Annotated in this window: 25 protein-coding genes; 19 read left to right on the top strand and 6 right to left on the bottom strand. The window is 52.6% G+C overall.

Features of this window, described 5'->3' with window-relative positions; all coding sequences use genetic code 11:
- Nucleotides 1–32: 32 nt before the first annotated feature.
- Complete coding sequence (gene mdtH, locus KXD89_RS13440; protein ID WP_000092206.1) at nucleotides 33–1,241, bottom strand: multidrug efflux MFS transporter MdtH; 1,209 nt, start codon at nucleotides 1,239–1,241, stop codon at nucleotides 33–35.
- A 235-nt stretch (nucleotides 1,242–1,476) separates the two neighbouring features.
- Between mdtH and rimJ the strand changes: the two genes are divergently transcribed.
- The 4 genes from rimJ (at nucleotide 1,477) to murJ (ending at nucleotide 5,289) form a co-directional block, all read left to right on the top strand.
- Entirely contained in the window at nucleotides 1,477–2,061 is a 585-nt protein-coding gene (gene rimJ, locus KXD89_RS13435) for a ribosomal protein S5-alanine N-acetyltransferase (RefSeq protein ID WP_000468186.1), read from the top strand.
- Between the two features lie 10 nt (nucleotides 2,062–2,071).
- Nucleotides 2,072–2,719 carry a YceH family protein gene (locus tag KXD89_RS13430; RefSeq protein WP_000877107.1) on the top strand — a complete coding sequence of 216 codons (648 nt, stop codon included), beginning with the start codon at nucleotides 2,072–2,074 and terminating at the stop codon, nucleotides 2,717–2,719.
- A gap of 1 nt (nucleotide 2,720) precedes the next feature.
- Nucleotides 2,721–3,644: a Gfo/Idh/MocA family protein gene (locus KXD89_RS13425; protein WP_000736158.1), complete on the top strand. Its 924-nt coding sequence runs from the start codon at nucleotides 2,721–2,723 to the stop codon at nucleotides 3,642–3,644.
- A gap of 109 nt (nucleotides 3,645–3,753) precedes the next feature.
- Nucleotides 3,754–5,289 (top strand): murein biosynthesis integral membrane protein MurJ, encoded by a 1,536-nt coding sequence (murJ, locus tag KXD89_RS13420; protein ID WP_001050683.1) that lies wholly within the window; start codon nucleotides 3,754–3,756, stop codon nucleotides 5,287–5,289.
- A gap of 39 nt (nucleotides 5,290–5,328) precedes the next feature.
- Here the strand turns inward: murJ and flgN are convergent, their stop codons facing one another.
- The 3 genes from flgN to flgA form a co-directional block, all read right to left on the bottom strand.
- Nucleotides 5,329–5,745, bottom strand: a complete 417-nt coding sequence (gene flgN, locus KXD89_RS13415) for a flagella biosynthesis chaperone FlgN (protein WP_000197363.1) — start codon at nucleotides 5,743–5,745, stop codon at nucleotides 5,329–5,331.
- A gap of 4 nt (nucleotides 5,746–5,749) precedes the next feature.
- Nucleotides 5,750–6,043 carry a flagellar biosynthesis anti-sigma factor FlgM gene (gene flgM, locus KXD89_RS13410; protein ID WP_000020880.1) on the bottom strand — a complete coding sequence of 98 codons (294 nt, stop codon included), beginning with the start codon at nucleotides 6,041–6,043 and terminating at the stop codon, nucleotides 5,750–5,752.
- A gap of 75 nt (nucleotides 6,044–6,118) precedes the next feature.
- Complete coding sequence (gene flgA, locus KXD89_RS13405) at nucleotides 6,119–6,778, bottom strand: flagellar basal body P-ring formation chaperone FlgA (protein ID WP_000905458.1); 660 nt, start codon at nucleotides 6,776–6,778, stop codon at nucleotides 6,119–6,121.
- Between the two features lie 154 nt (nucleotides 6,779–6,932).
- On the opposite strand from flgA, the gene flgB reads away from it, so the two are divergent.
- The 11 genes from flgB to flgL all read left to right on the top strand — a co-directional run bounded on the left by flgB (nucleotide 6,933) and on the right by flgL (nucleotide 16,901).
- Nucleotides 6,933–7,349, top strand: a complete 417-nt coding sequence (gene flgB, locus KXD89_RS13400) for a flagellar basal body rod protein FlgB (RefSeq protein ID WP_000884702.1) — start codon at nucleotides 6,933–6,935, stop codon at nucleotides 7,347–7,349.
- A 3-nt stretch (nucleotides 7,350–7,352) separates the two neighbouring features.
- Complete coding sequence (gene flgC / locus KXD89_RS13395; RefSeq protein WP_001196460.1) at nucleotides 7,353–7,757, top strand: flagellar basal body rod protein FlgC; 405 nt, start codon at nucleotides 7,353–7,355, stop codon at nucleotides 7,755–7,757.
- 11 nt (nucleotides 7,758–7,768) lie between these two features.
- On the top strand, nucleotides 7,769–8,464 hold the full coding sequence (gene flgD / locus KXD89_RS13390; RefSeq protein WP_000020486.1) for a flagellar hook assembly protein FlgD: 696 nt from the start codon (nucleotides 7,769–7,771) through the stop codon (nucleotides 8,462–8,464).
- A 24-nt stretch (nucleotides 8,465–8,488) separates the two neighbouring features.
- On the top strand, nucleotides 8,489–9,697 hold the full coding sequence (flgE, locus tag KXD89_RS13385; RefSeq protein WP_000885873.1) for a flagellar hook protein FlgE: 1,209 nt from the start codon (nucleotides 8,489–8,491) through the stop codon (nucleotides 9,695–9,697).
- 19 nt (nucleotides 9,698–9,716) lie between these two features.
- Nucleotides 9,717–10,472 (top strand): flagellar basal-body rod protein FlgF, encoded by a 756-nt coding sequence (gene flgF / locus KXD89_RS13380; RefSeq protein ID WP_000349316.1) that lies wholly within the window; start codon nucleotides 9,717–9,719, stop codon nucleotides 10,470–10,472.
- A 171-nt stretch (nucleotides 10,473–10,643) separates the two neighbouring features.
- A complete protein-coding gene (gene flgG / locus KXD89_RS13375; RefSeq protein ID WP_000625837.1) occupies nucleotides 10,644–11,426 on the top strand; it encodes a flagellar basal-body rod protein FlgG in 783 nt (260 codons plus the stop codon).
- 52 nt (nucleotides 11,427–11,478) lie between these two features.
- Nucleotides 11,479–12,177, top strand: coding sequence for a flagellar basal body L-ring protein FlgH (flgH, locus tag KXD89_RS13370; protein ID WP_001295442.1), 699 nt, complete (start codon nucleotides 11,479–11,481; stop codon nucleotides 12,175–12,177).
- Nucleotides 12,178–12,188: 11 nt separating this feature from the next.
- Nucleotides 12,189–13,286 carry a flagellar basal body P-ring protein FlgI gene (gene flgI, locus KXD89_RS13365; RefSeq protein ID WP_000589326.1) on the top strand — a complete coding sequence of 366 codons (1,098 nt, stop codon included), beginning with the start codon at nucleotides 12,189–12,191 and terminating at the stop codon, nucleotides 13,284–13,286.
- Entirely contained in the window at nucleotides 13,286–14,227 is a 942-nt protein-coding gene (flgJ, locus tag KXD89_RS13360; protein WP_001295441.1) for a flagellar assembly peptidoglycan hydrolase FlgJ, read from the top strand. The genes flgI and flgJ overlap by 1 nt, the downstream gene beginning before the upstream one ends.
- Before the next feature lie 65 nt (nucleotides 14,228–14,292).
- On the top strand, nucleotides 14,293–15,936 hold the full coding sequence (gene flgK / locus KXD89_RS13355) for a flagellar hook-associated protein FlgK (RefSeq protein WP_000096479.1): 1,644 nt from the start codon (nucleotides 14,293–14,295) through the stop codon (nucleotides 15,934–15,936).
- 11 nt (nucleotides 15,937–15,947) lie between these two features.
- Entirely contained in the window at nucleotides 15,948–16,901 is a 954-nt protein-coding gene (flgL, locus tag KXD89_RS13350) for a flagellar hook-associated protein FlgL (protein ID WP_001212782.1), read from the top strand.
- A 195-nt stretch (nucleotides 16,902–17,096) separates the two neighbouring features.
- Here the strand turns inward: flgL and rne are convergent, their stop codons facing one another.
- On the bottom strand, nucleotides 17,097–20,282 hold the full coding sequence (gene rne / locus KXD89_RS13345; protein WP_000827360.1) for a ribonuclease E: 3,186 nt from the start codon (nucleotides 20,280–20,282) through the stop codon (nucleotides 17,097–17,099).
- 572 nt (nucleotides 20,283–20,854) lie between these two features.
- Here rne and rluC point away from each other — a divergent pair.
- The gene (gene rluC, locus KXD89_RS13340; RefSeq protein WP_000846343.1) at nucleotides 20,855–21,814 is read left to right on the top strand and encodes a 23S rRNA pseudouridine(955/2504/2580) synthase RluC; all 960 of its coding nucleotides are present in this window, start codon (nucleotides 20,855–20,857) and stop codon (nucleotides 21,812–21,814) included.
- A 111-nt stretch (nucleotides 21,815–21,925) separates the two neighbouring features.
- On the opposite strand, the gene yceF is transcribed toward rluC, so the two are convergent.
- Nucleotides 21,926–22,510 (bottom strand): 7-methyl-GTP pyrophosphatase, encoded by a 585-nt coding sequence (yceF, locus tag KXD89_RS13335; RefSeq protein ID WP_001125202.1) that lies wholly within the window; start codon nucleotides 22,508–22,510, stop codon nucleotides 21,926–21,928.
- 198 nt (nucleotides 22,511–22,708) lie between these two features.
- On the opposite strand from yceF, the gene yceD reads away from it, so the two are divergent.
- The 3 genes from yceD (at nucleotide 22,709) to plsX (ending at nucleotide 24,606) form a co-directional block, all read left to right on the top strand.
- Nucleotides 22,709–23,230, top strand: a complete 522-nt coding sequence (gene yceD, locus KXD89_RS13330) for a 23S rRNA accumulation protein YceD (protein ID WP_001174481.1) — start codon at nucleotides 22,709–22,711, stop codon at nucleotides 23,228–23,230.
- Between the two features lie 51 nt (nucleotides 23,231–23,281).
- The gene (rpmF, locus tag KXD89_RS13325) at nucleotides 23,282–23,455 is read left to right on the top strand and encodes a 50S ribosomal protein L32 (RefSeq protein ID WP_000290727.1); all 174 of its coding nucleotides are present in this window, start codon (nucleotides 23,282–23,284) and stop codon (nucleotides 23,453–23,455) included.
- 80 nt (nucleotides 23,456–23,535) lie between these two features.
- Nucleotides 23,536–24,606, top strand: coding sequence for a phosphate acyltransferase PlsX (gene plsX, locus KXD89_RS13320; protein WP_000197597.1), 1,071 nt, complete (start codon nucleotides 23,536–23,538; stop codon nucleotides 24,604–24,606).
- Nucleotides 24,607–24,666: the final 60 nt, after the last annotated feature.

Raw genomic sequence — 24,666 nt, 5'->3', positions numbered from 1 at the left:
TCAGTATGAAGGAGTCAGGGGGGAGTATCAAATCAGGCGTCGCGTTCAAGCAAACGACGCGCGGCGCGTTTCTGGCTAAACTGCCAACCCAGCGCAAGGAAAGTGAAGATGCCAATAATGCCCAGCATCATCCACGGAAGCTCTGGCTGGTGCGCCGATTTGCCCAGGTCAAACAGCCAGCCGCCACCGATATAACCAATAGCGCCGCCAATCGCCAGACCCAGACGGCTAAACCCCATATAGCTGCCGCGAGCTCTTGCGTCCGCCAGCGAAGCACTTAAGGTTTCACGCGCAGGCTCGGCAATGATCGACCCGATATAAAACAGACAAATCAGGGTGAAAAGTTGTTGCAGGCCGCTGACCATGCCCACCGGCATCATGCTTAATGACATTATCAACAGCCCAGCCATCAACCGGTGTTCCAGACGAAAATGCTTTTCACTCCAGCGGGCGATAGGGTAGAGCAACGTTAACGACAGACACGCTTCAATGGCATACATCCATTTAACGGCAGAGGGCGCGCCAGCCACGTCGTTGACCATAATTGGCAGCATCAGCATCACTTGTACAGCCAGCATGTAGTAACCCGCCAGCGTCAGAACATAGGTGACAAAACGCTTGTCACGCATCACGCGGGTCATGCCTTCGCGAACGGGCGTGCGTACGGTGGAGAGTTTCCATGCTGGTAACAACCACGCATTGAACGCCGCACATAGCACAAATAGAACTGCCCCTGTGGCGCAGACCAGGCGAAAGTCGTATTGCAACAGCCAGCTCCCCAACAATGCGCCAATGACCGCACCGGCACTGTCCTGCATCATCAACAGCGAGAAAAAACGACCACGCTGCTGTGGACGGATTAATTTCACCACCAGCGCCGAACGCGGCGGATCAAACAACGTGCCACCGAGTCCCGAGAGCAGGCATGAAAACCACAATAGCCACGGTTCGTGGGCGATACCCATTGTGGCGAATCCGGCGGCGCGCATCAGCATACCGGTAACAATCATCGGTTTGGCACCAAAGCGGTCGGCAATTGCACCGCCGAAAATACCCAGACCTTGCTGAATAAATTGGCGTAGACCGAGAGCAATACCGACCATGACGGCGGCCCAGCCCATTTGATCAACGAAGCGGATAGAGATCAGCGGGAAGACAACAAAGAACCCCAGCACGACCAGCATATTATCGATGAGCAGGAAATATTTACCCAGGTTCCTCGCCTGCGACACGCGGGACATTTCCCCTCCCGGGAAATAAAAGATGAGCACTTTCTATTCTGCATTGCCGCTAAGACTTTTCCCATCACTTCGGGGACAATATTTTTTTATCAAAACGTCGCTTTGATAGAGAGTTTTTATCAAATATGTGAATAATGCAGAAAATGGCATTTTGGACTTTTCACAGGGTCTGGTTGCGCAGGTATAGTAATACTTACAGCGTATTAAAGACGTTACGGGAAGGAGTAGGTATAGAATGTTTGGCTATCGCAGTAACGTGCCAAAAGTGCGCTTAACCACAGACCGACTGGTCGTGCGTCTGGTGCATGATCGTGATGCCTGGCGTCTTGCGGATTATTACGCAGAGAATCGCCATTTCCTCAAGCCCTGGGAGCCAGTGCGCGACGAAAGCCACTGTTATCCATCAGGCTGGCAGGCCAGGCTGGGGATGATTAACGAATTTCATAAACAAGGTTCAGCTTTCTACTTTGGCTTATTCGACCCGGACGAAAAAGAGATTATTGGCGTTGCCAATTTTTCCAATGTTGTTCGTGGCTCTTTTCATGCCTGCTATCTCGGTTATTCGATTGGGCAAAAATGGCAGGGCAAAGGACTCATGTTTGAAGCCCTGACCGCAGCCATTCGTTATATGCAGCGCACCCAACATATTCATCGCATTATGGCTAATTATATGCCGCACAATAAACGCAGCGGTGATTTACTGGCGCGACTGGGTTTTGAAAAAGAAGGCTATGCGAAAGACTATCTGTTGATTGATGGACAATGGCGCGATCACGTACTGACGGCATTAACTACCCCAGACTGGACGCCCGGCCGCTAAGGAGAATCTCATGAAATATCAACTTACTGCCCTTGAAGCTCGCGTGATTGGTTGCTTGCTGGAAAAGCAGGTGACCACGCCGGAGCAATACCCGCTCTCAGTCAATGGTGTAGTCACGGCCTGTAATCAGAAAACGAACCGTGAACCGGTCATGAATCTGAGTGAATCCGAAGTGCAGGAACAGCTGGATAATCTGGTCAAACGTCATTATCTACGCACAGTGAGCGGTTTTGGTAATCGGGTCACCAAATATGAGCAACGTTTTTGTAATTCAGAATTTGGCGATCTGAAACTGAGCGCAGCGGAAGTGGCGTTAATCACCACGTTGTTATTGCGTGGTGCCCAGACGCCAGGTGAACTGCGCAGCCGCGCCGCGCGAATGTATGAATTCAGCGATATGGCGGAAGTGGAGTCGACGCTGGAACAACTGGCAAATCGCGAAGATGGTCCTTTTGTGGTGCGTCTGGCCCGCGAACCGGGTAAACGCGAAAACCGCTACATGCATCTTTTCAGTGGTGAGGTTGAAGATCAGCCGGCGGTGACGGATATGTCGAACGCGGTTGACGGTGATTTACAGGCCCGCGTCGAAGCCCTGGAAATCGAAGTGGCAGAACTGAAACAGCGTCTTGATTCGTTGCTGGCCCATCTGGGAGATTAAAGTGAAAAAATTACGTATCGGCGTAGTGGGATTAGGTGGCATTGCGCAAAAAGCGTGGTTACCGGTGCTGGCGGCAGCGTCTGACTGGACGTTACAAGGAGCCTGGTCGCCTACGCGCGCGAAAGCCCTGCCAATTTGTGAAAGCTGGCGCATTCCTTATGCCGATTCGTTATCCAGCCTTGCCGCCAGTTGCGATGCGGTTTTTGTGCATTCCAGCACCGCCAGCCACTTTGACGTGGTCAGTACGTTACTCAATGCGGGGGTACATGTCTGTGTCGATAAACCGCTGGCAGAAAATCTGCGCGATGCTGAACGGCTGGTGGAACTGGCGGCGCGGAAAAAACTGACGTTGATGGTCGGTTTTAACCGTCGTTTCGCACCACTCTACGGTGAGTTAAAAACGCAACTCGCCACCGCAGCCTCGCTAAGAATGGATAAACATCGTAGCAATAGCGTCGGGCCACACGATCTTTATTTCACGTTGCTGGATGATTATCTGCATGTGGTGGATACCGCGCTGTGGTTGTCGGGCGGCAAAGCCTCTCTGGATGGCGGTACGCTACTGACTAACGACGCTGGCGAAATGCTGTTTGCCGAGCACCATTTTTCGGCTGGTCCTTTGCAGATCACCACCTGTATGCATCGCCGTGCCGGAAGTCAGCGTGAAACCGTGCAGGCCGTGACTGACGGTGCGCTCATCGACATTACGGATATGCGCGAATGGCGTGAGGAGCGCGGGCAGGGCGTAGTGCATAAACCGATTCCTGGTTGGCAGAGTACGCTTGAGCAACGTGGGTTTGTCGGCTGTGCGCGGCACTTCATTGAATGTGTGCAAAACCAGACAGTTCCGCAAACCGCCGGCGAACAGGCCGTGCTGGCGCAACGTATCGTTGACAAGATCTGGCGCGATGCGATGAGTGAATAAACCCTGTAACATCTGGCGGTAGCAATTCACCATAATCCAGGTAGACTATTCGCCTCTTTCAGCGCCTGCCTTGCAGGCGTTTTGCCCGTGGGTCTGGATTAGAACACCGATGAATTTATTAAAATCGCTGGCCGCCGTCAGCTCGATGACCATGTTTTCGCGTGTGCTTGGCTTCGCACGAGACGCAATTGTCGCCAGAATCTTTGGCGCAGGGATGGCAACCGACGCCTTTTTCGTCGCTTTTAAACTTCCTAACTTGTTACGCCGTATCTTTGCCGAAGGGGCATTTTCCCAGGCATTTGTACCGATTCTGGCGGAATATAAAAGTAAGCAGGGTGAAGACGCCACGCGGGTCTTTGTCTCTTATGTTTCTGGCCTGCTGACACTTGCGCTGGCGGTTGTGACGGTCGCTGGCATGCTCGCCGCACCGTGGGTGATCATGGTGACCGCGCCAGGCTTCGCTGACACAGCTGACAAATTTGCCCTGACCAGCCAGCTACTAAAGATTACCTTTCCCTATATCTTGCTGATCTCCCTGGCGTCGCTGGTGGGAGCGATTCTGAATACGTGGAACCGCTTCTCGATTCCGGCGTTTGCTCCAACACTGCTTAACATCAGCATGATTGGTTTCGCGCTGTTTGCCGCACCGTACTTTAACCCACCGGTGCTGGCGCTGGCGTGGGCTGTTACGGTCGGCGGCGTCCTGCAGCTGGTGTATCAGCTACCGCACCTGAAGAAGATCGGCATGCTGGTCCTGCCGCGCATTAACTTCCACGATGCCGGAGCAATGCGCGTGGTGAAACAGATGGGACCGGCGATCCTTGGCGTCTCTGTGAGCCAGATCTCCTTAATCATCAACACCATTTTTGCCTCGTTTCTTGCTTCCGGTTCGGTGTCTTGGATGTATTACGCCGACCGCTTAATGGAGTTTCCGTCCGGTGTGCTGGGCGTGGCGCTTGGCACCATTTTGCTGCCGTCGCTGTCGAAAAGTTTTGCCAGTGGCAATCATGATGAATACAACCGTTTGATGGACTGGGGGTTGCGTCTTTGTTTCCTGTTGGCGCTGCCGAGTGCGGTTGCGTTGGGCATTCTTTCCGGTCCGTTGACCGTTTCGCTGTTCCAGTACGGTAAATTTACCGCGTTTGATGCGCTGATGACCCAGCGGGCGTTAATTGCCTACTCGGTGGGTTTGATTGGCCTGATTGTAGTGAAAGTGTTGGCTCCTGGCTTTTATTCCCGCCAGGACATTAAAACGCCAGTGAAAATTGCCATCGTTACGCTGATTTTAACGCAATTGATGAACCTGGCGTTTATTGGTCCGTTGAAACATGCCGGGCTGTCACTTTCTATTGGTCTGGCGGCGTGTCTGAATGCTTCGCTGCTTTACTGGCAGTTGCGTAAGCAGAAAATCTTTACCCCGCAACCCGGCTGGATGGCGTTTCTGTTGCGTCTGGTGGTGGCGGTACTGGTGATGTCTGGCGTGCTTTTAGGTATGTTACATATCATGCCGGAGTGGTCATTGGGTACCATGCCCTGGCGTTTACTGCGTTTAATGGCGGTCGTGCTGGCGGGGATTGCCGCGTACTTCGCTGCACTGGCGGTACTGGGCTTCAAAGTTAAAGAATTTGCCCGCCGGACGGTGTAACAATGCATTCCGGCCTGCAGTGCAGGCCGGAGATAATCTTCAGATCGAAATCTTTTTACCGCCGCGATGGGTTGTTGAGGTCTGACCGTTCGCCCCATATAGCGTCGGTTCCTGATGCGGTTTCAACATTTCCAGCGCCTGTTGATTGCGCTCAATCTGTCCTTCCAGTAACCAGCCGTTATGTTGATTCATTTGGCGTAGTTGCTGCGTTTTCACAGTAATTTCCTGCCAGCGTTGACTAATATCAACGCTATTTGCTGTATTGGGTTCTTTCCTGCGTAACTGTTCGAGGTAATCCAGCGTCGCCAGCAGTGAGCTTTTTTGTTCTGTAATCCATTGCAACTGGCTGCCGTTGATCTGCCCCATAGAGAGATGTTGCTGCTCTTGATCCATTACCGTTTTGAGATCGTTAAGCACAGCGGACATCTGGTCGAGGATCTCTGCAAGACGTGTCATACGATCAGTTACTCTGCAAGTCTTGCTGCGCTTCGTTGATCAGCGCATCGGCAATTTTGCCGGTGTCCATTTTTAGTTCACCGTTACGAATCGCCAGTTTTAACGCTTCGACACGTTCAAGATTGATATCACTGCTGCCGGGTTGCATCAGTTTTGCTTGCGCGTCGCTTAACGTCACACTGGTGCTGGTGGAGGCGGTTGTTTTTGCCGCCCGGCTGTTCGTTACCGGCGCGTCAGTGGTTTCGCGCGGTTGAACGGTGCTTACAGGCTTCAGAGGCGAAGTGCGATCAATACTCATGGTTTATTCCTCATTGAGGGCGCTTTTATCATGTGTTGCTTATTTATCGGCAAGGGACGGGTAATCTTTAACAGCTTACAGGTTTATAAGAATATTCCCATCTGCATCAACAACGCCGCTGACTACCTGTCCCGATACCATGCGCACCCGCGCATTCTGTGCGACGGCTGCATTGTTCAGCGCCTGACCTTCTGCGTTGGCGCTAAACCCATCACCGCTGGCGATCACATTGACGCGTTGTCCCGCTTTTACCCGCCATGCCTGGCGAAACTGGGTTAACTGGATAGGTTGATCGGGTGATAGATCGCGCAGGCTAATGGCATCAACAAGTTGATTGATATCCAGCACCGTACGCGGTGGCAGGGTATCCAGCCGTCCGCGTTTCAGTTTGACATTGCCAGCTTCCAGCTTTCCTCCCCGCGCAATGGGCATCGCGGCAACCACATAATTTCCTGTGGCCTGTACATTAACCTGTAAATATCGTTTGTCGTTACCGCAGCGTGCCAACACATTCACATTGCCCCACAGGCGGGAATTATTGCTCATCGAAAGCAATGGCTGCTCGCATGGCGGTAGTAGATTGGGCGCTGTACGAATAGAAACACGAACCTCATCACTTACCCCCGCGAGTTGGGCGCTAAAAAAGTTGTGCAATTGCGATGTGAGATTGCTCGCCGTACTTAACGGACTGAACAGTATCGCGATGATCGCCACGCTACGTTTTATTATCAGCATTTTCGCCCCCAGCCATTTCTACAACGTGAATTGTACCTGTCCGCAATGACCATCAACGGCATAAATAGCGACCCATTTTGCGTTTATTCCGCCGATAACGCGCGCGTAAAGGCATTTAAGCTGATGGCAGAATTTTGATACCTGCGGAGGAGATATGCTCGATAAGCTCGACGCCGCCTTACGTTTTCAACAAGAGGCGCTCAATCTGCGCGCCCAGCGTCAGGAAGTGCTGGCAGCAAACATCGCCAATGCCGATACCCCTGGTTATCAGGCGCGCGATATCGATTTTGCCAGTGAACTTAAAAAAGTCATGCAACGTGGACGGGATGCAACCAGTGTGGTTGCACTGACGATGACCTCAACGCAACACATTCCGGCGCAGGCGCTGACGCCTCCTACCGCAGAACTGCAATACCGTATTCCGGACCAGCCTTCGCTTGACGGTAATACCGTCGATATGGATCGCGAACGCACCCAGTTTGCCGATAACAGCCTGCAATACCAGATGAGCCTTAGCGCGTTGAGCGGGCAAATCAAAGGCATGATGAACGTTTTACAGAGCGGAAATTAACGGATGGCACTGCTGAATATTTTTGATATCGCCGGGTCGGCGTTAACTGCCCAGTCCCAGCGCCTGAACGTGGCGGCCAGTAATCTGGCGAATGCTGATAGCGTGACCGGTCCCGATGGACAGCCATATCGGGCAAAACAGGTGGTATTCCAGGTTAACGCTGCACCAGGTGCTGCGACAGGCGGCGTAAAGGTTGCCGATGTTATAGAAAGTCAGGCCCCGGACAAACTGGTTTATGAACCGGGTAATCCGCTGGCAGATGCAAAGGGCTACGTAAAAATGCCGAACGTTGATGTTGTCGGAGAGATGGTTAACACCATGTCGGCGTCACGCAGCTATCAGGCCAATGTTGAAGTGCTCAACACGGTGAAAAGCATGATGCTGAAAACCCTTACGCTCGGTCAATAAAGGAGAAAGCTATGTCCATTGCGGTAACCACCACCGATCCGACAAATACCGGCGTCAGTACCACCAGCAGTAGTTCGCTCACGGGCAGCAACGCCGCAGATTTACAAAGCAGTTTTCTGACTTTGCTGGTGGCGCAGCTGAAAAACCAGGACCCGACCAATCCAATGGAAAACAACGAGCTGACGTCGCAATTGGCACAAATCAGCACGGTCAGCGGGATTGAAAAACTCAATACCACGCTCGGATCTATTTCCGGACAGATTGATAACAGCCAGTCGTTACAGGCCAGTAACCTGATCGGTCACGGCGTGATGATCCCCGGCACCACTGTTCTTGCGGGAACCGGCAGTGAAGAAGGGGCTGTGACCACGACCACGCCGTTTGGTGTTGAGCTGCAACAGGCGGCAGACAAAGTTACGGCCACCATCACCGATAAAAATGGCGCGGTTGTGCGCACCATTGATATTGGTGAACTGACCGCCGGAGTTCACAGTTTCACCTGGGACGGTACGTTGACTGATGGCAGCACTGCGCCGAACGGTTCTTACAATGTAGCGATTAGCGCCAGTAACGGTGGTACACAACTGGTTGCCCAGCCGCTGCAGTTTGCTCTGGTGCAGGGTGTGATCCGCGGCAACAGCGGTAATACGCTGGATCTCGGCACTTACGGCACCACCACCCTCGACGAAGTACGGCAGATAATTTAAGCCTTCACATTTCAGGAGTCAGTCATGGCCTTTTCTCAAGCGGTTAGCGGATTAAACGCTGCCGCCACCAACCTCGATGTTATTGGCAACAATATCGCCAACTCCGCCACCTACGGCTTTAAATCAGGCACGGCCTCTTTTGCCGATATGTTTGCCGGTTCGAAAGTGGGACTGGGGGTAAAAGTTGCCGGTATCACTCAGGACTTTACCGATGGCACGACCACCAACACCGGGCGAGGTCTGGACGTTGCTATCAGCCAGAACGGTTTTTTCCGTCTGGTAGACAGCAACGGTTCGGTGTTCTACAGCCGTAACGGACAATTTAAGCTGGATGAAAACCGTAACCTGGTGAATATGCAAGGTTTACAGCTGACGGGTTACCCGGCAACCGGTACGCCGCCGACTATTCAGCAAGGGGCGAATCCGACCAATATTTCGATCCCGAATACCCTGATGGCAGCGAAAACTACCACCACGGCATCGATGCAGATCAACCTGAATTCCAGTGATCCGCTTCCTACTGTTACGCCATTCAGCGCCAGCAATGCGGATAGCTATAACAAAAAAGGTTCGGTGACTGTTTTCGACAGTCAGGGTAATGCTCATGACATGAGCGTCTACTTTGTGAAGACCGGGGATAATAACTGGCAGGTCTACACCCAGGATAGCAGTGATCCAAACAGCATTGCGAAGACAGCGACAACACTGGAATTTAATGCTAATGGCACATTAGTGGATGGTGCGATGGCGAATAATATCGCAACCGGCGCAATTAACGGTGCAGAACCCGCCACGTTTAGTCTGAGCTTCCTCAACTCCATGCAGCAAAATACCGGCGCTAACAATATTGTGGCAACCACCCAGAACGGCTACAAACCGGGCGATCTGGTGAGTTATCAAATCAATGATGACGGTACGGTTGTCGGCAACTATTCCAACGAACAAACCCAACTGCTGGGGCAGATTGTACTGGCGAACTTTGCCAACAACGAAGGTCTGGCATCCGAAGGCGACAACGTCTGGTCTGCGACGCAATCTTCTGGCGTGGCGCTGTTGGGGACAGCCGGGACGGGAAACTTTGGCACCCTGACCAACGGTGCGCTGGAAGCGTCCAACGTCGATCTCAGTAAAGAACTGGTCAATATGATCGTTGCCCAGCGTAACTATCAGTCTAACGCCCAGACCATCAAAACCCAGGACCAGATCCTCAACACGCTGGTTAACTTACGCTAATCGCTGACGGGATAGCTCAATGGATCACGCAATTTATACCGCGATGGGAGCAGCCAGCCAGACACTGAATCAACAGGCGGTAACCGCCAGTAATCTGGCCAATGCCTCAACGCCCGGTTTTCGCGCGCAGTTGAATGCTTTACGCGCGGTGCCAGTGGAAGGGCTTTCTCTGCCCACGCGCACGTTGGTCACGGCGTCAACGCCGGGCGCAGATATGACGCCCGGCAAAATGGATTACACCTCGCGCCCGCTGGACGTCGCGTTGCAGCAGGATGGCTGGCTGGCCGTGCAGACCGCTGACGGCAGCGAAGGGTATACGCGTAATGGCAGCATTCAGGTTGATCCCACCGGGCAACTGACAATTCAGGGGCATCCGGTGATAGGCGAGGCTGGGCCAATTGCTGTGCCGGAAGGGGCGGAAATCACTATTGCTGCCGATGGCACAATCTCGGCGCTCAATCCGGGCGATCCGGCAAATACGGTTGCGCCAGTAGGGCGTCTTAAACTGGTGAAAGCCACGGGCAGCGAAGTGCAGCGCGGTGACGACGGCATTTTTCGTTTAAGCGCAGAAACCCAGGCCACGCGTGGGCCGGTACTGCAGGCAGATCCAACCTTGCGTGTGATGTCGGGGGTTCTGGAAGGCAGTAACGTCAATGCCGTTGCGGCAATGAGCGACATGATTGCCAGCGCGCGGCGTTTTGAAATGCAGATGAAGGTGATCAGCAGCGTCGATGATAACGCAGGCCGTGCCAACCAACTGCTGTCGATGAGTTAATTGAAAGGATACATGACAAGTATAAGTTGCCCGATGCGCAAGTTTATCGGGTCTATGGGGGCAATCGCAATTTATCGATTTTGCGAGCACTTGTAGGCCGGATAAGGCGTTTACGCCGCATCCGGCAAGAAGACATATGCACTTTGTCACTAATCCACTACAGGACATTTTATGATCAGTTCATTATGGATCGCCAAAACGGGCCTTGACGCCCAGCAAACCAATATGGACGTCATTGCCAACAACCTGGCAAACGTCAGTACTAACGGTTTTAAGCGTCAGCGCGCGGTGTTTGAAGATCTGCTTTATCAAACCATTCGCCAGCCGGGGGCACAGTCTTCCGAACAAACCACCTTACCCTCCGGATTACAAATCGGCACGGGGGTACGCCCGGTCGCCACTGAACGCTTACACAGCCAGGGAAACCTGTCGCAGACCAACAACAGCAAAGATGTCGCGATTAAAGGGCAGGGCTTTTTCCAGGTGATGTTGCCAGATGGTTCATCAGCCTATACCCGTGACGGCTCTTTCCAGGTGGATCAGAACGGGCAGCTGGTGACGGCTGGTGGTTTTCAGGTGCAGCCAGCGATCACCATTCCGGCGAATGCGTTAAGTATCACCATCGGTCGTGATGGCGTGGTCAGCGTAACCCAACAAGGCCAGGCAGCTCCGGTTCAGGTTGGGCAGCTCAATCTCACCACCTTTATGAATGACACCGGGCTGGAGAGCATTGGCGAAAACCTCTACACCGAAACGCAATCCTCTGGTGCACCGAACGAAAGCACGCCGGGCCTGAACGGCGCGGGACTGCTGTATCAAGGGTATGTTGAAACGTCTAACGTCAACGTGGCGGAAGAACTGGTCAATATGATTCAGGTGCAACGCGCTTACGAAATCAACAGTAAAGCGGTGTCCACCACCGATCAGATGCTGCAAAAACTGACGCAACTCTAAGGCTTAACCGGTGGCAGGTTCACCGGTTTACTGATTTTTGAAGATGATAGCCATGCAAAAAAACGCTGCGCATACTTATGCCATTTCCAGCTTGTTGGTGCTTTCACTAACCGGCTGCGCCTGGATACCCTCCACGCCGCTGGTGCAGGGGGCGACCAGTGCACAACCGGTTCCCGGTCCGACGCCCGTCGCCAACGGTTCTATTTTCCAGTCTGCTCAGCCGATTAACTATGGCTATCAACCGCTGTTTGAAGATCGTCGACCACGCAATATTGGCGATACGCTGACCATCGTGTTGCAGGAGAACGTCAGCGCCAGCAAAAGCTCCTCTGCGAATGCCAGCCGTGACGGTAAAACTAATTTTGGCTTTGATACTGTGCCGCGCTATTTGCAGGGGCTGTTTGGTAACGCTCGTGCCGATGTCGAAGCCTCCGGTGGTAACACGTTCAACGGAAAGGGCGGGGCCAATGCCAGCAATACCTTTAGCGGCACGTTGACGGTGACGGTTGACCAGGTACTGGTCAACGGCAACCTGCATGTGGTGGGTGAAAAACAGATTGCCATTAATCAGGGTACCGAATTTATTCGCTTCTCTGGCGTGGTTAATCCACGCACTATCAGCGGCAGCAATACCGTACCGTCTACTCAGGTGGCGGATGCGCGCATTGAATACGTAGGCAATGGCTACATTAACGAAGCGCAAAATATGGGCTGGTTGCAGCGTTTCTTCCTTAACCTGTCGCCAATGTAAGTGAGGCTGTGGTGATTAAATTTCTCTCTGCATTAATTCTTCTACTGGTCACGACGGCGGCTCAGGCTGAGCGTATTCGCGATCTCACCAGTGTTCAGGGGGTAAGGCAAAACTCACTGATTGGCTATGGTCTGGTGGTGGGGCTGGATGGCACCGGTGACCAGACAACCCAGACGCCGTTTACCACACAAACGCTTAATAACATGCTCTCACAGCTGGGAATTACCGTTCCGACGGGCACCAATATGCAGCTAAAAAACGTCGCTGCGGTAATGGTGACAGCGTCACTTCCTCCGTTTGGACGTCAGGGGCAAACCATCGATGTGGTGGTTTCTTCCATGGGAAATGCCAAAAGCTTGCGTGGAGGTACGTTGTTGATGACACCGCTTAAGGGCGTTGACAGTCAGGTGTATGCGCTGGCGCAGGGCAATATTCTGGTTGGCGGCGCAGGAGCCTCCGCTGGCGGTAGCAGTGTTCAGGTTAACCAACTGAACGGTGGACGGATCACCAATGGTGCGGTTATTGAACGTGAATTGCCCAGCCAGTTTGGCGTCGGGAATACCCTTAATTTGCAACTTAACGACGAAGATTTCAGCATGGCGCAGCAAATCGCTGACACCATCAACCGCGTGCGTGGATATGGCAGCGCCACCGCGTTAGATGCGCGGACTATTCAGGTGCGCGTACCGAGTGGCAACAGTTCCCAGGTCCGCTTCCTTGCCGATATTCAGAATATGCAGGTTAATGTCACCCCGCAGGACGCTAAAGTAGTGATTAACTCGCGCACCGGTTCGGTGGTGATGAATCGCGAAGTGACCCTCGACAGCTGCGCGGTAGCGCAGGGGAATCTCTCAGTAACAGTTAATCGTCAGGCCAATGTCAGCCAGCCAGATACACCGTTTGGTGGTGGACAGACTGTGGTTACTCCACAAACGCAGATCGATTTACGCCAGAGCGGCGGTTCGCTGCAAAGCGTACGTTCCAGCGCCAGCCTCAATAACGTGGTGCGCGCGCTCAATGCGCTGGGCGCTACGCCGATGGATCTGATGTCCATACTGCAATCAATGCAAAGTGCGGGATGTCTGCGGGCAAAACTGGAAATCATCTGATGATCAGCGACAGCAAACTACTGGCAAGTGCGGCCTGGGATGCGCAATCACTCAACGAACTAAAGGCGAAAGCGGGCGAAGATCCGGCGGCAAATATCCGTCCGGTGGCCCGTCAGGTGGAAGGGATGTTCGTGCAGATGATGTTGAAAAGCATGCGCGACGCTTTACCAAAAGATGGCCTGTTCAGCAGCGAGCACACTCGCCTGTATACCAGTATGTATGACCAGCAGATTGCCCAACAGATGACGGCGGGCAAAGGTCTGGGGCTTGCAGAGATGATGGTTAAACAGATGACGCCAGAACAACCATTGCCAGAGGAGTCCACGCCAGCAGCACCGATGAAATTCCCGCTCGAAACTGTGGTGCGTTATCAAAATCAGGCGCTTTCGCAGCTGGTGCAAAAGGCCGTGCCACGTAACTACGATGATTCGCTGCCGGGTGACAGTAAAGCATTCCTCGCGCAACTCTCGCTGCCCGCCCAACTGGCAAGCCAGCAAAGCGGTGTGCCACATCATTTGATCCTCGCTCAGGCGGCACTGGAATCTGGTTGGGGGCAACGGCAAATCCGCCGCGAAAACGGCGAGCCGAGCTATAACCTGTTTGGTGTCAAAGCCTCTGGCAACTGGAAAGGGCCAGTTACTGAAATCACCACGACTGAATATGAAAACGGCGAAGCGAAGAAAGTAAAAGCGAAGTTTCGCGTCTACAGCTCGTATCTGGAAGCCTTGTCGGATTACGTTGGGCTGTTAACGCGTAACCCGCGCTACGCCGCCGTGACGACCGCCGCGAGTGCGGAACAGGGGGCGCAGGCCCTACAGGACGCGGGCTATGCCACCGATCCTCACTATGCCCGCAAACTCACCAACATGATTCAGCAGATGAAATCGATAAGCGACAAGGTGAGCAAAACCTACAGTATGAACATTGATAATCTGTTCTGAATAACTCAAGTCCGGCGGGTCGCTGCCGATAATACTCTGTAATTGAAGGCTTATAAGGAACCTCCATGTCCAGCTTGATTAATAACGCCATGAGCGGACTGAACGCGGCCCAGGCGGCGTTAAATACGGCAAGTAATAATATCTCCAGCTATAACGTTGCCGGATATACCCGCCAAACCACTATTATGGCGCAGGCCAATAGCACGTTGGGCGCTGGCGGCTGGGTTGGCAATGGTGTCTACGTTTCTGGTGTGCAGCGTGAGTATGATGCGTTTATTACCAACCAGTTACGTGCGGCGCAGACGCAAAGTAGCGGTCTGACTGCCCGCTATGAGCAGATGTCGAAAATCGACAATATGCTCTCCACCAGTACCTCTTCGCTGGCAACACAGATGCAGGATTTCTTCACCAGCCTGCAAACGCTGGTGAGTAACGCGGAAGACCCGGCAGCGCGCCAGGCGCTGATTGGGAAATCAGAAGGATTGGTGAATCAGTTTAAAACCACCGATCAATATCTGCGCGACCAGGACAAACAGGTCAATATCGCGATAGGTGCCAGCGTTGATCAGATCAACAACTACGCTAAACAAATTGCCAGCCTGAACGATCAAATCTCGCGCCTGACAGGCGTGGGGGCAGGGGCGTCACCTAACAATCTGCTGGATCAACGCGATCAACTGGTGAGCGAATTAAACCAGATTGTTGGTGTAGAAGTCAGCGTTCAGGATGGCGGCACTTATAACATCACGATGGCCAATGGTTACTCACTGGTTCAGGGAAGTACGGCGCGGCAACTGGCGGCAGTTCCTTCCAGCGCTGACCCTTCTCGTACGACTGTCGCTTATGTTGATGGGACGGCAGGCAATATTGAGATCCCGGAGAAATTACTGAATACCGGGTCGCTGGGCGGCATTCTGACATTCCGTTCTCAGGATCTGGACCAGACGCGTAATACGCTTGGACAACTGGCGCTGGCATTTGCCGAGGCTTTCAACACCCAACACAAAGCCGGATTTGATGCTAACGGCGATGCCGGTGAAGATTTCTTTGCTATCGGTAAGCCCGCGGTTCTGCAAAACACGAAAAACAAAGGTGACGTTGCGATCGGTGCCACGGTAACTGATGCCTCCGCGGTACTGGCGACAGATTACAAAATCTCGTTCGATAATAATCAGTGGCAGGTCACCCGCCTTGCCAGCAATACCACTTTTACGGTGACGCCGGATGCCAACGGTAAAGTGGCATTTGATGGTCTGGAGTTGACGTTTACAGGAACGCCTGCCGTTAACGACAGCTTCACGCTGAAACCAGTAAGTGACGCCATCGTCAACATGGATGTATTAATCACCGACGAAGCGAAAATAGCGATGGCGAGCGAAGAAGATGCGGGTGATAGCGATAACCGCAACGGTCAGGCCCTGCTGGATCTGCAAAGCAACAGTAAAACGGTGGGCGGTGCGAAATCCTTTAACGACGCTTATGCCTCGTTAGTGAGTGATATCGGTAATAAAACCGCGACGTTGAAAACCAGTAGCGCCACGCAAGGTAATGTGGTGACGCAGCTTTCCAATCAGCAGCAGTCGATTTCCGGTGTCAATCTCGATGAGGAGTACGGAAATCTGCAACGTTTTCAGCAGTATTACCTGGCGAATGCGCAGGTTCTGCAGACGGCAAACGCGATTTTTGATGCGCTGATTAACATTCGCTAAGGGGAGATAAGATGCGTTTCAGTACACAGATGATGTACCAGCAAAACATGCGTGGTATCACCAATTCTCAGGCAGAATGGATGAAGTACGGCGAACAGATGTCGACGGGTAAGCGAGTCGTTAACCCTTCTGACGATCCCATTGCTGCATCACAAGCCGTAGTTCTCTCCCAGGCACAGGCGCAAAACAGCCAGTACACGCTGGCGCGTACTTTCGCCACTCAAAAAGTGTCACTGGAAGAGAGTGTACTTAGCCAGGTCACCACTGCTATCCAGAATGCTCAGGAAAAAATTGTCTACGCCAGCAATGGCACCTTGAGTGACGATGACCGGGCCTCGCTGGCTACGGATATTCAGGGGCTTCGTGACCAGTTGCTGAATCTGGCAAACACCACTGACGGTAACGGGCGCTACATTTTTGCCGGTTATAAAACAGAGACTGCGCCGTTTAGCGAAGAGAAAGGGAAATACGTCGGTGGAGCAGAAAGTATTAAACAACAGGTCGATGCTTCGCGTTCGATGGTGATAGGGCACACGGGTGACAAAATTTTCGACAGTATTACCAGCAACGCGGTAGCGGAACCAGACGGTAGCGCTTCTGAAACCAATCTTTTTGCCATGCTGGATAGTGCCATCGCAGCCCTGAAAACGCCGGTCGCGGATAGCGAAGCGGATAAAGAAACCGCCGCTGCGGCGTTAGATAAAACCAACCGCGGACTGAAAAACTCGCTGAACAATGTGCTGACTGTTCGCGCGGAATTAGGCACGCAGCTGAACGAACTGGAGTCGCTGGATTCATTAGGTAGCGATCGCGCTTTAGGGCAAACGCAGCAGATGAGCGATCTGGTTGATGTGGACTGGAATGCAACTATTTCATCTTACATCATGCAGCAAACGGCATTGCAGGCATCGTATAAAGCATTTACCGATATGCAGGGATTGTCGCTCTTCCAGCTCAGCAAATAATTTCGCTTTAAAACATATCATGAAACTGGGTATGTTTTGTCTGCCTGCTCTGGGATCGCTGGGGCGGGCATTTTTTTGCCTATTTTGCATTGTTGGTTAGCAAGGATGCCATTCGATGAATTTTAATATGTTGATTCAAAGATGAAATAAAAAAGCCCTGGCAGTTACCAGGGCTTGATTACTTTGAGCTAATTATTACTCAACAGGTTGCGGACGCGCAGGAGCGGCAGAGGCATGATGTGTTGCCGTATGACCACCTGCGGCACCTTTACCTTCGAAGGCAAAAGTAGGGCGCTGCCAGTCACTGTGACGCGGTGCCTCCGGAACATATTCCGGTGCTGGAGCGCGCGTCATTGGCGCGGTAGCGTGGTTATGCTCAACGGTGACCTCAGGTTCGACCGCAGCTACCGTTTCAACTTCTGCTGCGACTTCAGCGACTACTGGCGCGGCAGGTTGAGCAACAACTTCAGGTTCAGCAACTACAACCTCAGCAGTTTCGACAACTTCTTCAATATCTGCCGTCTCTTCCTGCGGTTCAACCACCGGTTCTGCTTGTTCTGCAACTTCCTGGGCTACGGCAACATCAGACTCGGTAATCACCTGCGGCTGTTCAGTTACCGCGGCAGCGATCACTTCAGGATGCGTCGTTTCAACCACTTCCGGTTGCGGTTCGGCAACCTGAACGGGGGCTTCTACGACACCGGCCACTTCTTCAACAACTGGCGCGCTAACAACCGGTTCGATAGCGGCGGCGACAGGGACCTCAGTCACCATCGGCTGCACATGTACTTCTTCCTGTTCGCGCTGCTCTTCAACCTGTACATCTTGCGGACGTACAATTGGATAGCGGATCCAGACTTTGCCAGAGGCCAGTTCCGGAGACGCGCACGCTACGGTCAACGGCATTGGCGACTGGGTTGGATAACGCTCGTCACGATAGCGACGACGACGCTGACCACTTACGCGCAGGTGACGAGGCGAGCGGCGAGAACGACGCGGCATGCCACCGTTGTCACGGTTATCAGCATTGTTCTCTTCTTGCTGTTCTGGTGCAGTTTGCGCTACGACTGGCAGCGGGACTTTCACCAGTTCTGTGCGTGGAGCTGGCGCTTCCTGAACAATTGGTTCGGCAGCGACAGTTTCTTCAACCACCGGTGCGACTACCGCTTCTTCGGCTACGCTTTGCTCGTAACGCACTTTCTGATTGAGCTGACGCTGTTTACGACGCGGCTGAACCGGACGTACACGTTCTTCCTGTTCGGTTTCCTGAACAGATTGCTCTTCAACATTCAGCGCCTTCGCTTCTTGTTGCGCCTGACGTTTATCATCATTACGGCGGCGGCTACGTTCACGACGCGGCGCTTGCTGCTCGTCGGCGGTACGCGCTTTTTCCGTTACCTCAGCCTGCTGACGGCTCTCACGCGTCTCGGCAGTCTGCTGCTGTGCCTGGCGACGATTACGACGGTTTTCTTCGCGATTATCGCTGCCTTCAGTACGTTCACTACGGGTGTCGCGGCGCTCATTACGGTCACGGCGGTTGTTCTGACGAGGCTTGCGACGATCCTGTTGACGTTCCGGTTTCGCTTCTGCTTTCGGTGCTGGTTGCTCGGTCGGTTTGGTTTCTTCACCACCGCTGAACAGCGCTTTCAGTGCGCCGAAGAAGCGGCTCAACAGCCCAGGTTGTGCAGGAGCTGCTGGTGTTGCCGGTGCAGCTTTCGGTGCTGGAGCTACAACAGGCGCGGCAGGTTCAGCTGGCGTTGGCGCAGGCGGCACATCCGGCATGGCAAAGGTTGCCAGCGCAGGTTGTTCCGGACGCTTACGTTCAGCGAACTCTTCTTCAGACGGCAGCGCCATCGCTTCTTCATGCAGCTTCGGCAGCATGTAGCTTAAGGTTGGGGTTTCTTCCCCTTTACGCACGCGCAGCACGTGGTAGTGCGGGGTTTCCATCTGATCGTTTGGCACAATTACACAGCGCACACCGTCCTGACGAGTTTCAATGGCATTTACCGCAGAACGTTTTTCATTCAGCAGGTAAGAAGCGATTGGCACAGGAACAATGGCGTGAACTTCCTGGGTGTTCTCTTTCAGCGCTTCTTCTTCGATCAGACGCAGAATAGAGAGCGACAGCGATTCGTTGTCACGCACGGTGCCAGTACCAGAACAACGCGGACAAACGTGATGACTGGATTCACCCAGTGATGGGCTCAGGCGCTGACGGGACATTTCCAGCAGGCCAAAGCGAGAAATATGGCTGATTTGAATACGCGCACGGTCCTGACGCACCGCTTCACGCAGACGGTTTTCTACCGCACGCTGGTGGCGTACTGGCGTCATGTCGATGAAGTCGATAACAATCAGGCCGCCGAGGTCACGCAGGCGCAGCTGACGAGCAATCTCATCGGCAGCTTCGAGGTTAGTGTTAAACGCGGTTTCTTCGATATCGCCGCCGCGGGTCGCGCGTGCGGAGTTGATGTCGATGGCCGTTAACGCTTCGGTGCTGTCGATAACAATGGAACCACCAGACGGCAGACGAACTTCACGCTGGAAGGCGGACTCGATCTGTGACTCGATCTGGTAGTGGCTGAACAGCGGGATCTCGCCGGTGTACAGTTTGATTTTGCTGCTGAAATCCGGGCGACCTAATGCAGCGATATGCTGACGTGCCAGTTCGAGCACTTTCGGGTTATCGATAAGGATTTCGCCGATGTCCTGACGTAAGTAATCGCGGAATGCGCGAACGATTACGTTGCTCTCCTGATGAATCAGGAACGGGGCCGGGCGGCTTTCAGCGGCTTTTTTGATGGCTTCCCAGTGTTTCAGACGGAAGCTTAAATCCCATTGCAGCGCCTCAGCAGATTTGCCGACGCCAGCGGTGCGCACGATAAGCCCCATGCCTTCCGGCAGTTCAAGGCTTGCCAGTGCTTCTTTTAATTCGGTACGGTCGTCGCCTTCGATACGGCGAGAAATGCCACCCGCGCGCGGGTTGTTCGGCATCAGAACCAGATAGCTACCCGCCAGACTGATAAAGGTGGTTAATGCCGCGCCTTTGTTGCCGCGCTCTTCTTTATCGATCTGAACAATGACTTCCTGACCTTCACGCAACACATCTTTAATGTTGGGACGACCATGAGCACTGTAGTTAGCAGGGAAATATTCGCGGGCAATTTCTTTTAGTGGGAGGAAACCGTGACGTTCAGCGCCGTAATCAACAAAAGCAGCTTCCAGACTCGGTTCAATGCGGGTGATTTTACCTTTGTAGATGTTTGCCTTTTTCTGCTCGTGCCCTGGACTTTCGATATCCAGGTCATACAGACGCTGCCCATCTACAAGGGCAACGCGCAACTCTTCCTGCTGAGTTGCGTTGATTAACATTCTTTTCATCGTAACTTACTCATTATTCTTACATTGACGACTAAGCTGCGGGCAAAGTAACGCCTTTCCGGGTGTGAACCGATGGCCTCGTGTCTAGTCGCGTCGCCAACCTCACGGTTATCGTCAGCTCAAAGAGGCGCAGAGTGTCGGTTGCCCGTTTTTCATGCGGAAAAACAGCGCAATTATCAAAGAAACAGACTGGGTATTACTCTCCAGAAATATTTCCATCTACCGGTAAGGACTGCAACCCGCAGCCCGCTAACTGCCTGAAAGATCAATACGTCTTACGCCATTGCTGCGTGGATGATCGGTCGGGCAAAATGGGTTATTCCGTAAAATTTCTTGTTTTAACAAGGATGGACACGGAAACGGCCTCATTATTCCACTGCAAGCCTTGTTATAGCAAGATGACTTTTACCATTTATCACCCGCTTACTCACAGTTTTTTCACTTCTTGCTGGTGATTGGTTTAATAACCATCAATAAAGTGATCACGCAGTGAAGTAATAAGGTGCAAAAGTAAATATAAGCATAGAAAAATGAGTGGCGCGAATCCTGTTGGCTAATTAGAATCGCCAACCATGAAAACAGAGACTCCATCCGTAAAAATTGTTGCTATCACCGCTGACGAAGCGGGGCAACGTATCGATAACTTTTTGCGTACCCAATTGAAAGGCGTACCAAAAAGTATGATTTACCGTATTTTGCGTAAAGGCGAAGTGCGGGTGAACAAAAAACGTATTAAGCCTGAATATAAACTCGAAGCGGGTGATGAGGTGCGTATTCCACCGGTTCGCGTTGCTGAGCGGGAAGAAGAGGCGGTTTCGCCACATCTGCAAAAGGTGGCGGCGCTGGCGGACGTCATCTTATATGAAGATGATCACATCCTGGTGCTGAATAAACCTTCCGGTACGGCGGTACATGGCGGCAGTGGTTTAAGCTTCGGCGTTATTGAAGGTTTGCGGGCGTTGCGCCCGGAAGCGCGGTTCCTTGAACTGGTTCATCGTCTTGACCGGGACACCTCAGGTGTTTTGCTGGTAGCGAAAAAACGCTCGGCGTTGCGTTCTCTGCATGAGCAATTACGTGAAAAAGGGATGCAAAAAGATTACCTGGCGCTGGTGCGCGGTCAGTGGCAGTCGCATGTGAAGAGCGTTCAAGCACCGTTACTGAAAAATATTCTGCAAAGCGGCGAACGTATCGTGCGTGTGAGTCAGGAAGGCAAACCGTCGGAAACACGCTTTAAAGTGGAAGAACGCTATGCATTTGCCACCCTGGTGCGTTGTAGCCCGGTAACAGGGCGTACTCACCAGATCCGTGTGCATACACAATATGCGGGTCATCCGATTGCCTTTGACGATCGCTACGGTGACCGTGAATTTGACAGGCAGCTCACTGAAGCAGGCACGGGATTAAATCGCCTGTTCCTGCACGCTGCAGCGTTGAAGTTTACTCATCCGGGGACCGGTGAGGTGATGCGTATCGAAGCTCCGATGGATGAAGGTTTGAAGCGTTGTTTGCAAAAGCTGCGTAACGCGCGCTAATACAAGCATATAAACCTGATAATGGGCGGTTGGCCTGATAAGGCGTTTACGCCGCATCAGGCCGCCAGCACCGATTGCCGGATGCGACGTAACCACATCCGGCGCAAAAAACTATCCCATCAGCGGGTTTTTCCCTTCCCGACGTAACATCTGACACAGCGCGATTAGCGGTAAACCAACCAGCGTGTTAGGATCACGCCCCTCTAAACGCTCAAACAGCGTAATGCCAAATCCTTCACTCTTAAAGCTACCCGCGCAGTGCAGGGGATGCTCTTTACGCACGTAATTATCAATCTCCGCCTCGCTCAGGTGACGGAAATGGACGTCAAAAGGCTCCACTTCTGTTTGCAGATGCCCATTCGCCGAATTAAACAACGCCAGTCCAGTATAGAAGGTGACGATATTGCCGCTGGCTTTGCGTAATTGCAGACGGGCATTTTCTTCCGTTAACGGTTTACCGGTGATTTCGCCATCAAGAACACATACCTGGTCTGAACCAATAATTAAATGATCCGGATAACGTGACGCCAGAGATTGCGCTTTTTCTTGTGCCAGTCGAAGCACCAACTGTCGCGGTGATTCGTCGCTGCGTGGGGTTTCGTCGACCTCTGGTGCTGCACATTCAAAAGAGATTTGCAGTTTTTCCAGAAGAGCGCGACGCCATGGCGAGGTGGAGGCTAAAATAAGTTTAGGCATATTTTTTTCCATCAGATATAGCGTATTGATGATAGCCATTTTAAACTATGCGCTTCGTTTTGCAGGTTGATGTTTGTTATCAGCACTGAACGAAAATAAAGCAGTAACCCGCAATGTGTGCGAATTATTGGCAAAAGGCAACCACAGGCTGCCTTTTTCTTTGACTCTATGACGTTACAAAGTTAATATGCGCGCCCTATGCAAAAGGTAAAATTACCCCTGACTCTCGATCCGGTTCGTACGGCTCAAAAACGCCTTGATTACCAGGGTATCTATACCCCTGATCAGGTTGAGCGCGTCGCCGAATCCGTAGTCAGTGTGGACAGTGATGTGGAATGCTCCATGTCGTTCGCTATCGATAACCAACGTCTCGCAGTGTTAAACGGCGATGCGAAGGTGACGGTAACGCTCGAGTGTCAGCGTTGCGGGAAGCCGTTTACTCATCAGGTCTACACAACGTATTGTTTTAGTCCTGTGCGTTCAGACGAACAGGCTGAAGCACTGCCGGAAGCGTATGAACCGATTGAGGTTAACGAATTCGGTGAAATCGATCTGCTTGCAATGGTTGAAGATGAAATCATCCTCGCCTTGCCGGTAGTTCCGGTGCATGATTCTGAACACTGTGAAGTGTCCGAAGCGGACATGGTCTTTGGTGAACTGCCTGAAGAAGCGCAAAAGCCAAACCCATTTGCCGTATTAGCCAGCTTAAAGCGTAAGTAATTGGTGCTCCCCGTTGGATCGGGGATAAACCGTAATTGAGGAGTAAGGTCCATGGCCGTACAACAGAATAAACCAACCCGTTCCAAACGTGGCATGCGTCGTTCCCATGACGCGCTGACCGCAGTCACCAGCCTGTCTGTAGACAAAACTTCTGGTGAAAAACACCTGCGTCACCACATCACTGCCGACGGTTACTACCGCGGCCGCAAGGTCATCGCTAAGTAATCACGCATCTGCGTGATGAAGCTTAGTGAGGATTTTCCCCAGGCAACTGGGGAAAGACCAAACCGGGCGGCGACGATACCTTGACACGTCTAACCCTGGCGTTAGATGTCATGGGAGGGGATTTTGGCCCTTCCGTGACAGTGCCTGCAGCATTGCAGGCACTGAATTCTAATTCGCAACTCACTCTTCTTTTAGTCGGCAATTCCGACGCCATCACGCCATTACTTGCTAAAGCTGACTTTGAACAACGTTCGCGTCTGCAGATTATTCCTGCGCAGTCAGTTATCGCCAGTGATGCCCGGCCTTCGCAAGCTATCCGCGCCAGTCGTGGGAGTTCAATGCGCGTGGCCCTGGAGCTGGTGAAAGAAGGTCGAGCGCAAGCCTGTGTCAGTGCCGGTAATACCGGGGCGCTGATGGGGCTGGCAAAATTATTACTCAAGCCCCTGGAGGGGATTGAGCGTCCGGCGCTGGTGACGGTATTACCACATCAGCAAAAGGGCAAAACGGTGGTCCTTGACTTAGGGGCCAACGTCGATTGTGACAGCACAATGCTGGTGCAATTTGCCATTATGGGCTCAGTTCTGGCTGAAGAGGTGGTGGAAATTCCCAATCCTCGCGTGGCGTTGCTCAATATTGGTGAAGAAGAAGTAAAGGGTCTCGACAGTATTCGGGATGCCTCAGCGGTGCTTAAAACAATCCCTTCTATCAATTATATCGGCTATCTTGAAGCCAATGAGTTGTTAACTGGCAAGACAGATGTGCTGGTTTGTGACGGCTTTACAGGAAATGTCACATTAAAGACGATGGAAGGTGTTGTCAGGATGTTCCTTTCTCTGCTGAAATCTCAGGGTGAAGGGAAAAAACGGTCGTGGTGGCTACTGTTATTAAAGCGTTGGCTACAAAAGAGCCTGACGAGGCGATTCAGTCACCTCAACCCCGACCAGTATAACGGCGCCTGTCTGTTAGGATTGCGCGGCACGGTGATAAAAAGTCATGGTGCAGCCAATCAGCGAGCTTTTGCGGTCGCGATTGAACAGGCAGTGCAGGCGGTGCAGCGACAAGTTCCTCAGCGAATTGCCGCTCGCCTGGAATCTGTATACCCAGCTGGTTTTGAGCTGCTGGACGGTGGCAAAAGCGGAACTCTGCGGTAGCAGGACGCTGCCAGCGAACTCGCAGTTTGCAAGTGACGGTATATAACCGAAAAGTGACTG

The organism is Escherichia sp. TC-EC600-tetX4 (assembly GCF_019356055.1).
Taxonomy (GTDB): domain Bacteria; phylum Pseudomonadota; class Gammaproteobacteria; order Enterobacterales; family Enterobacteriaceae.
This window is presented reverse-complemented; position numbering and strand designations above follow the sequence as displayed.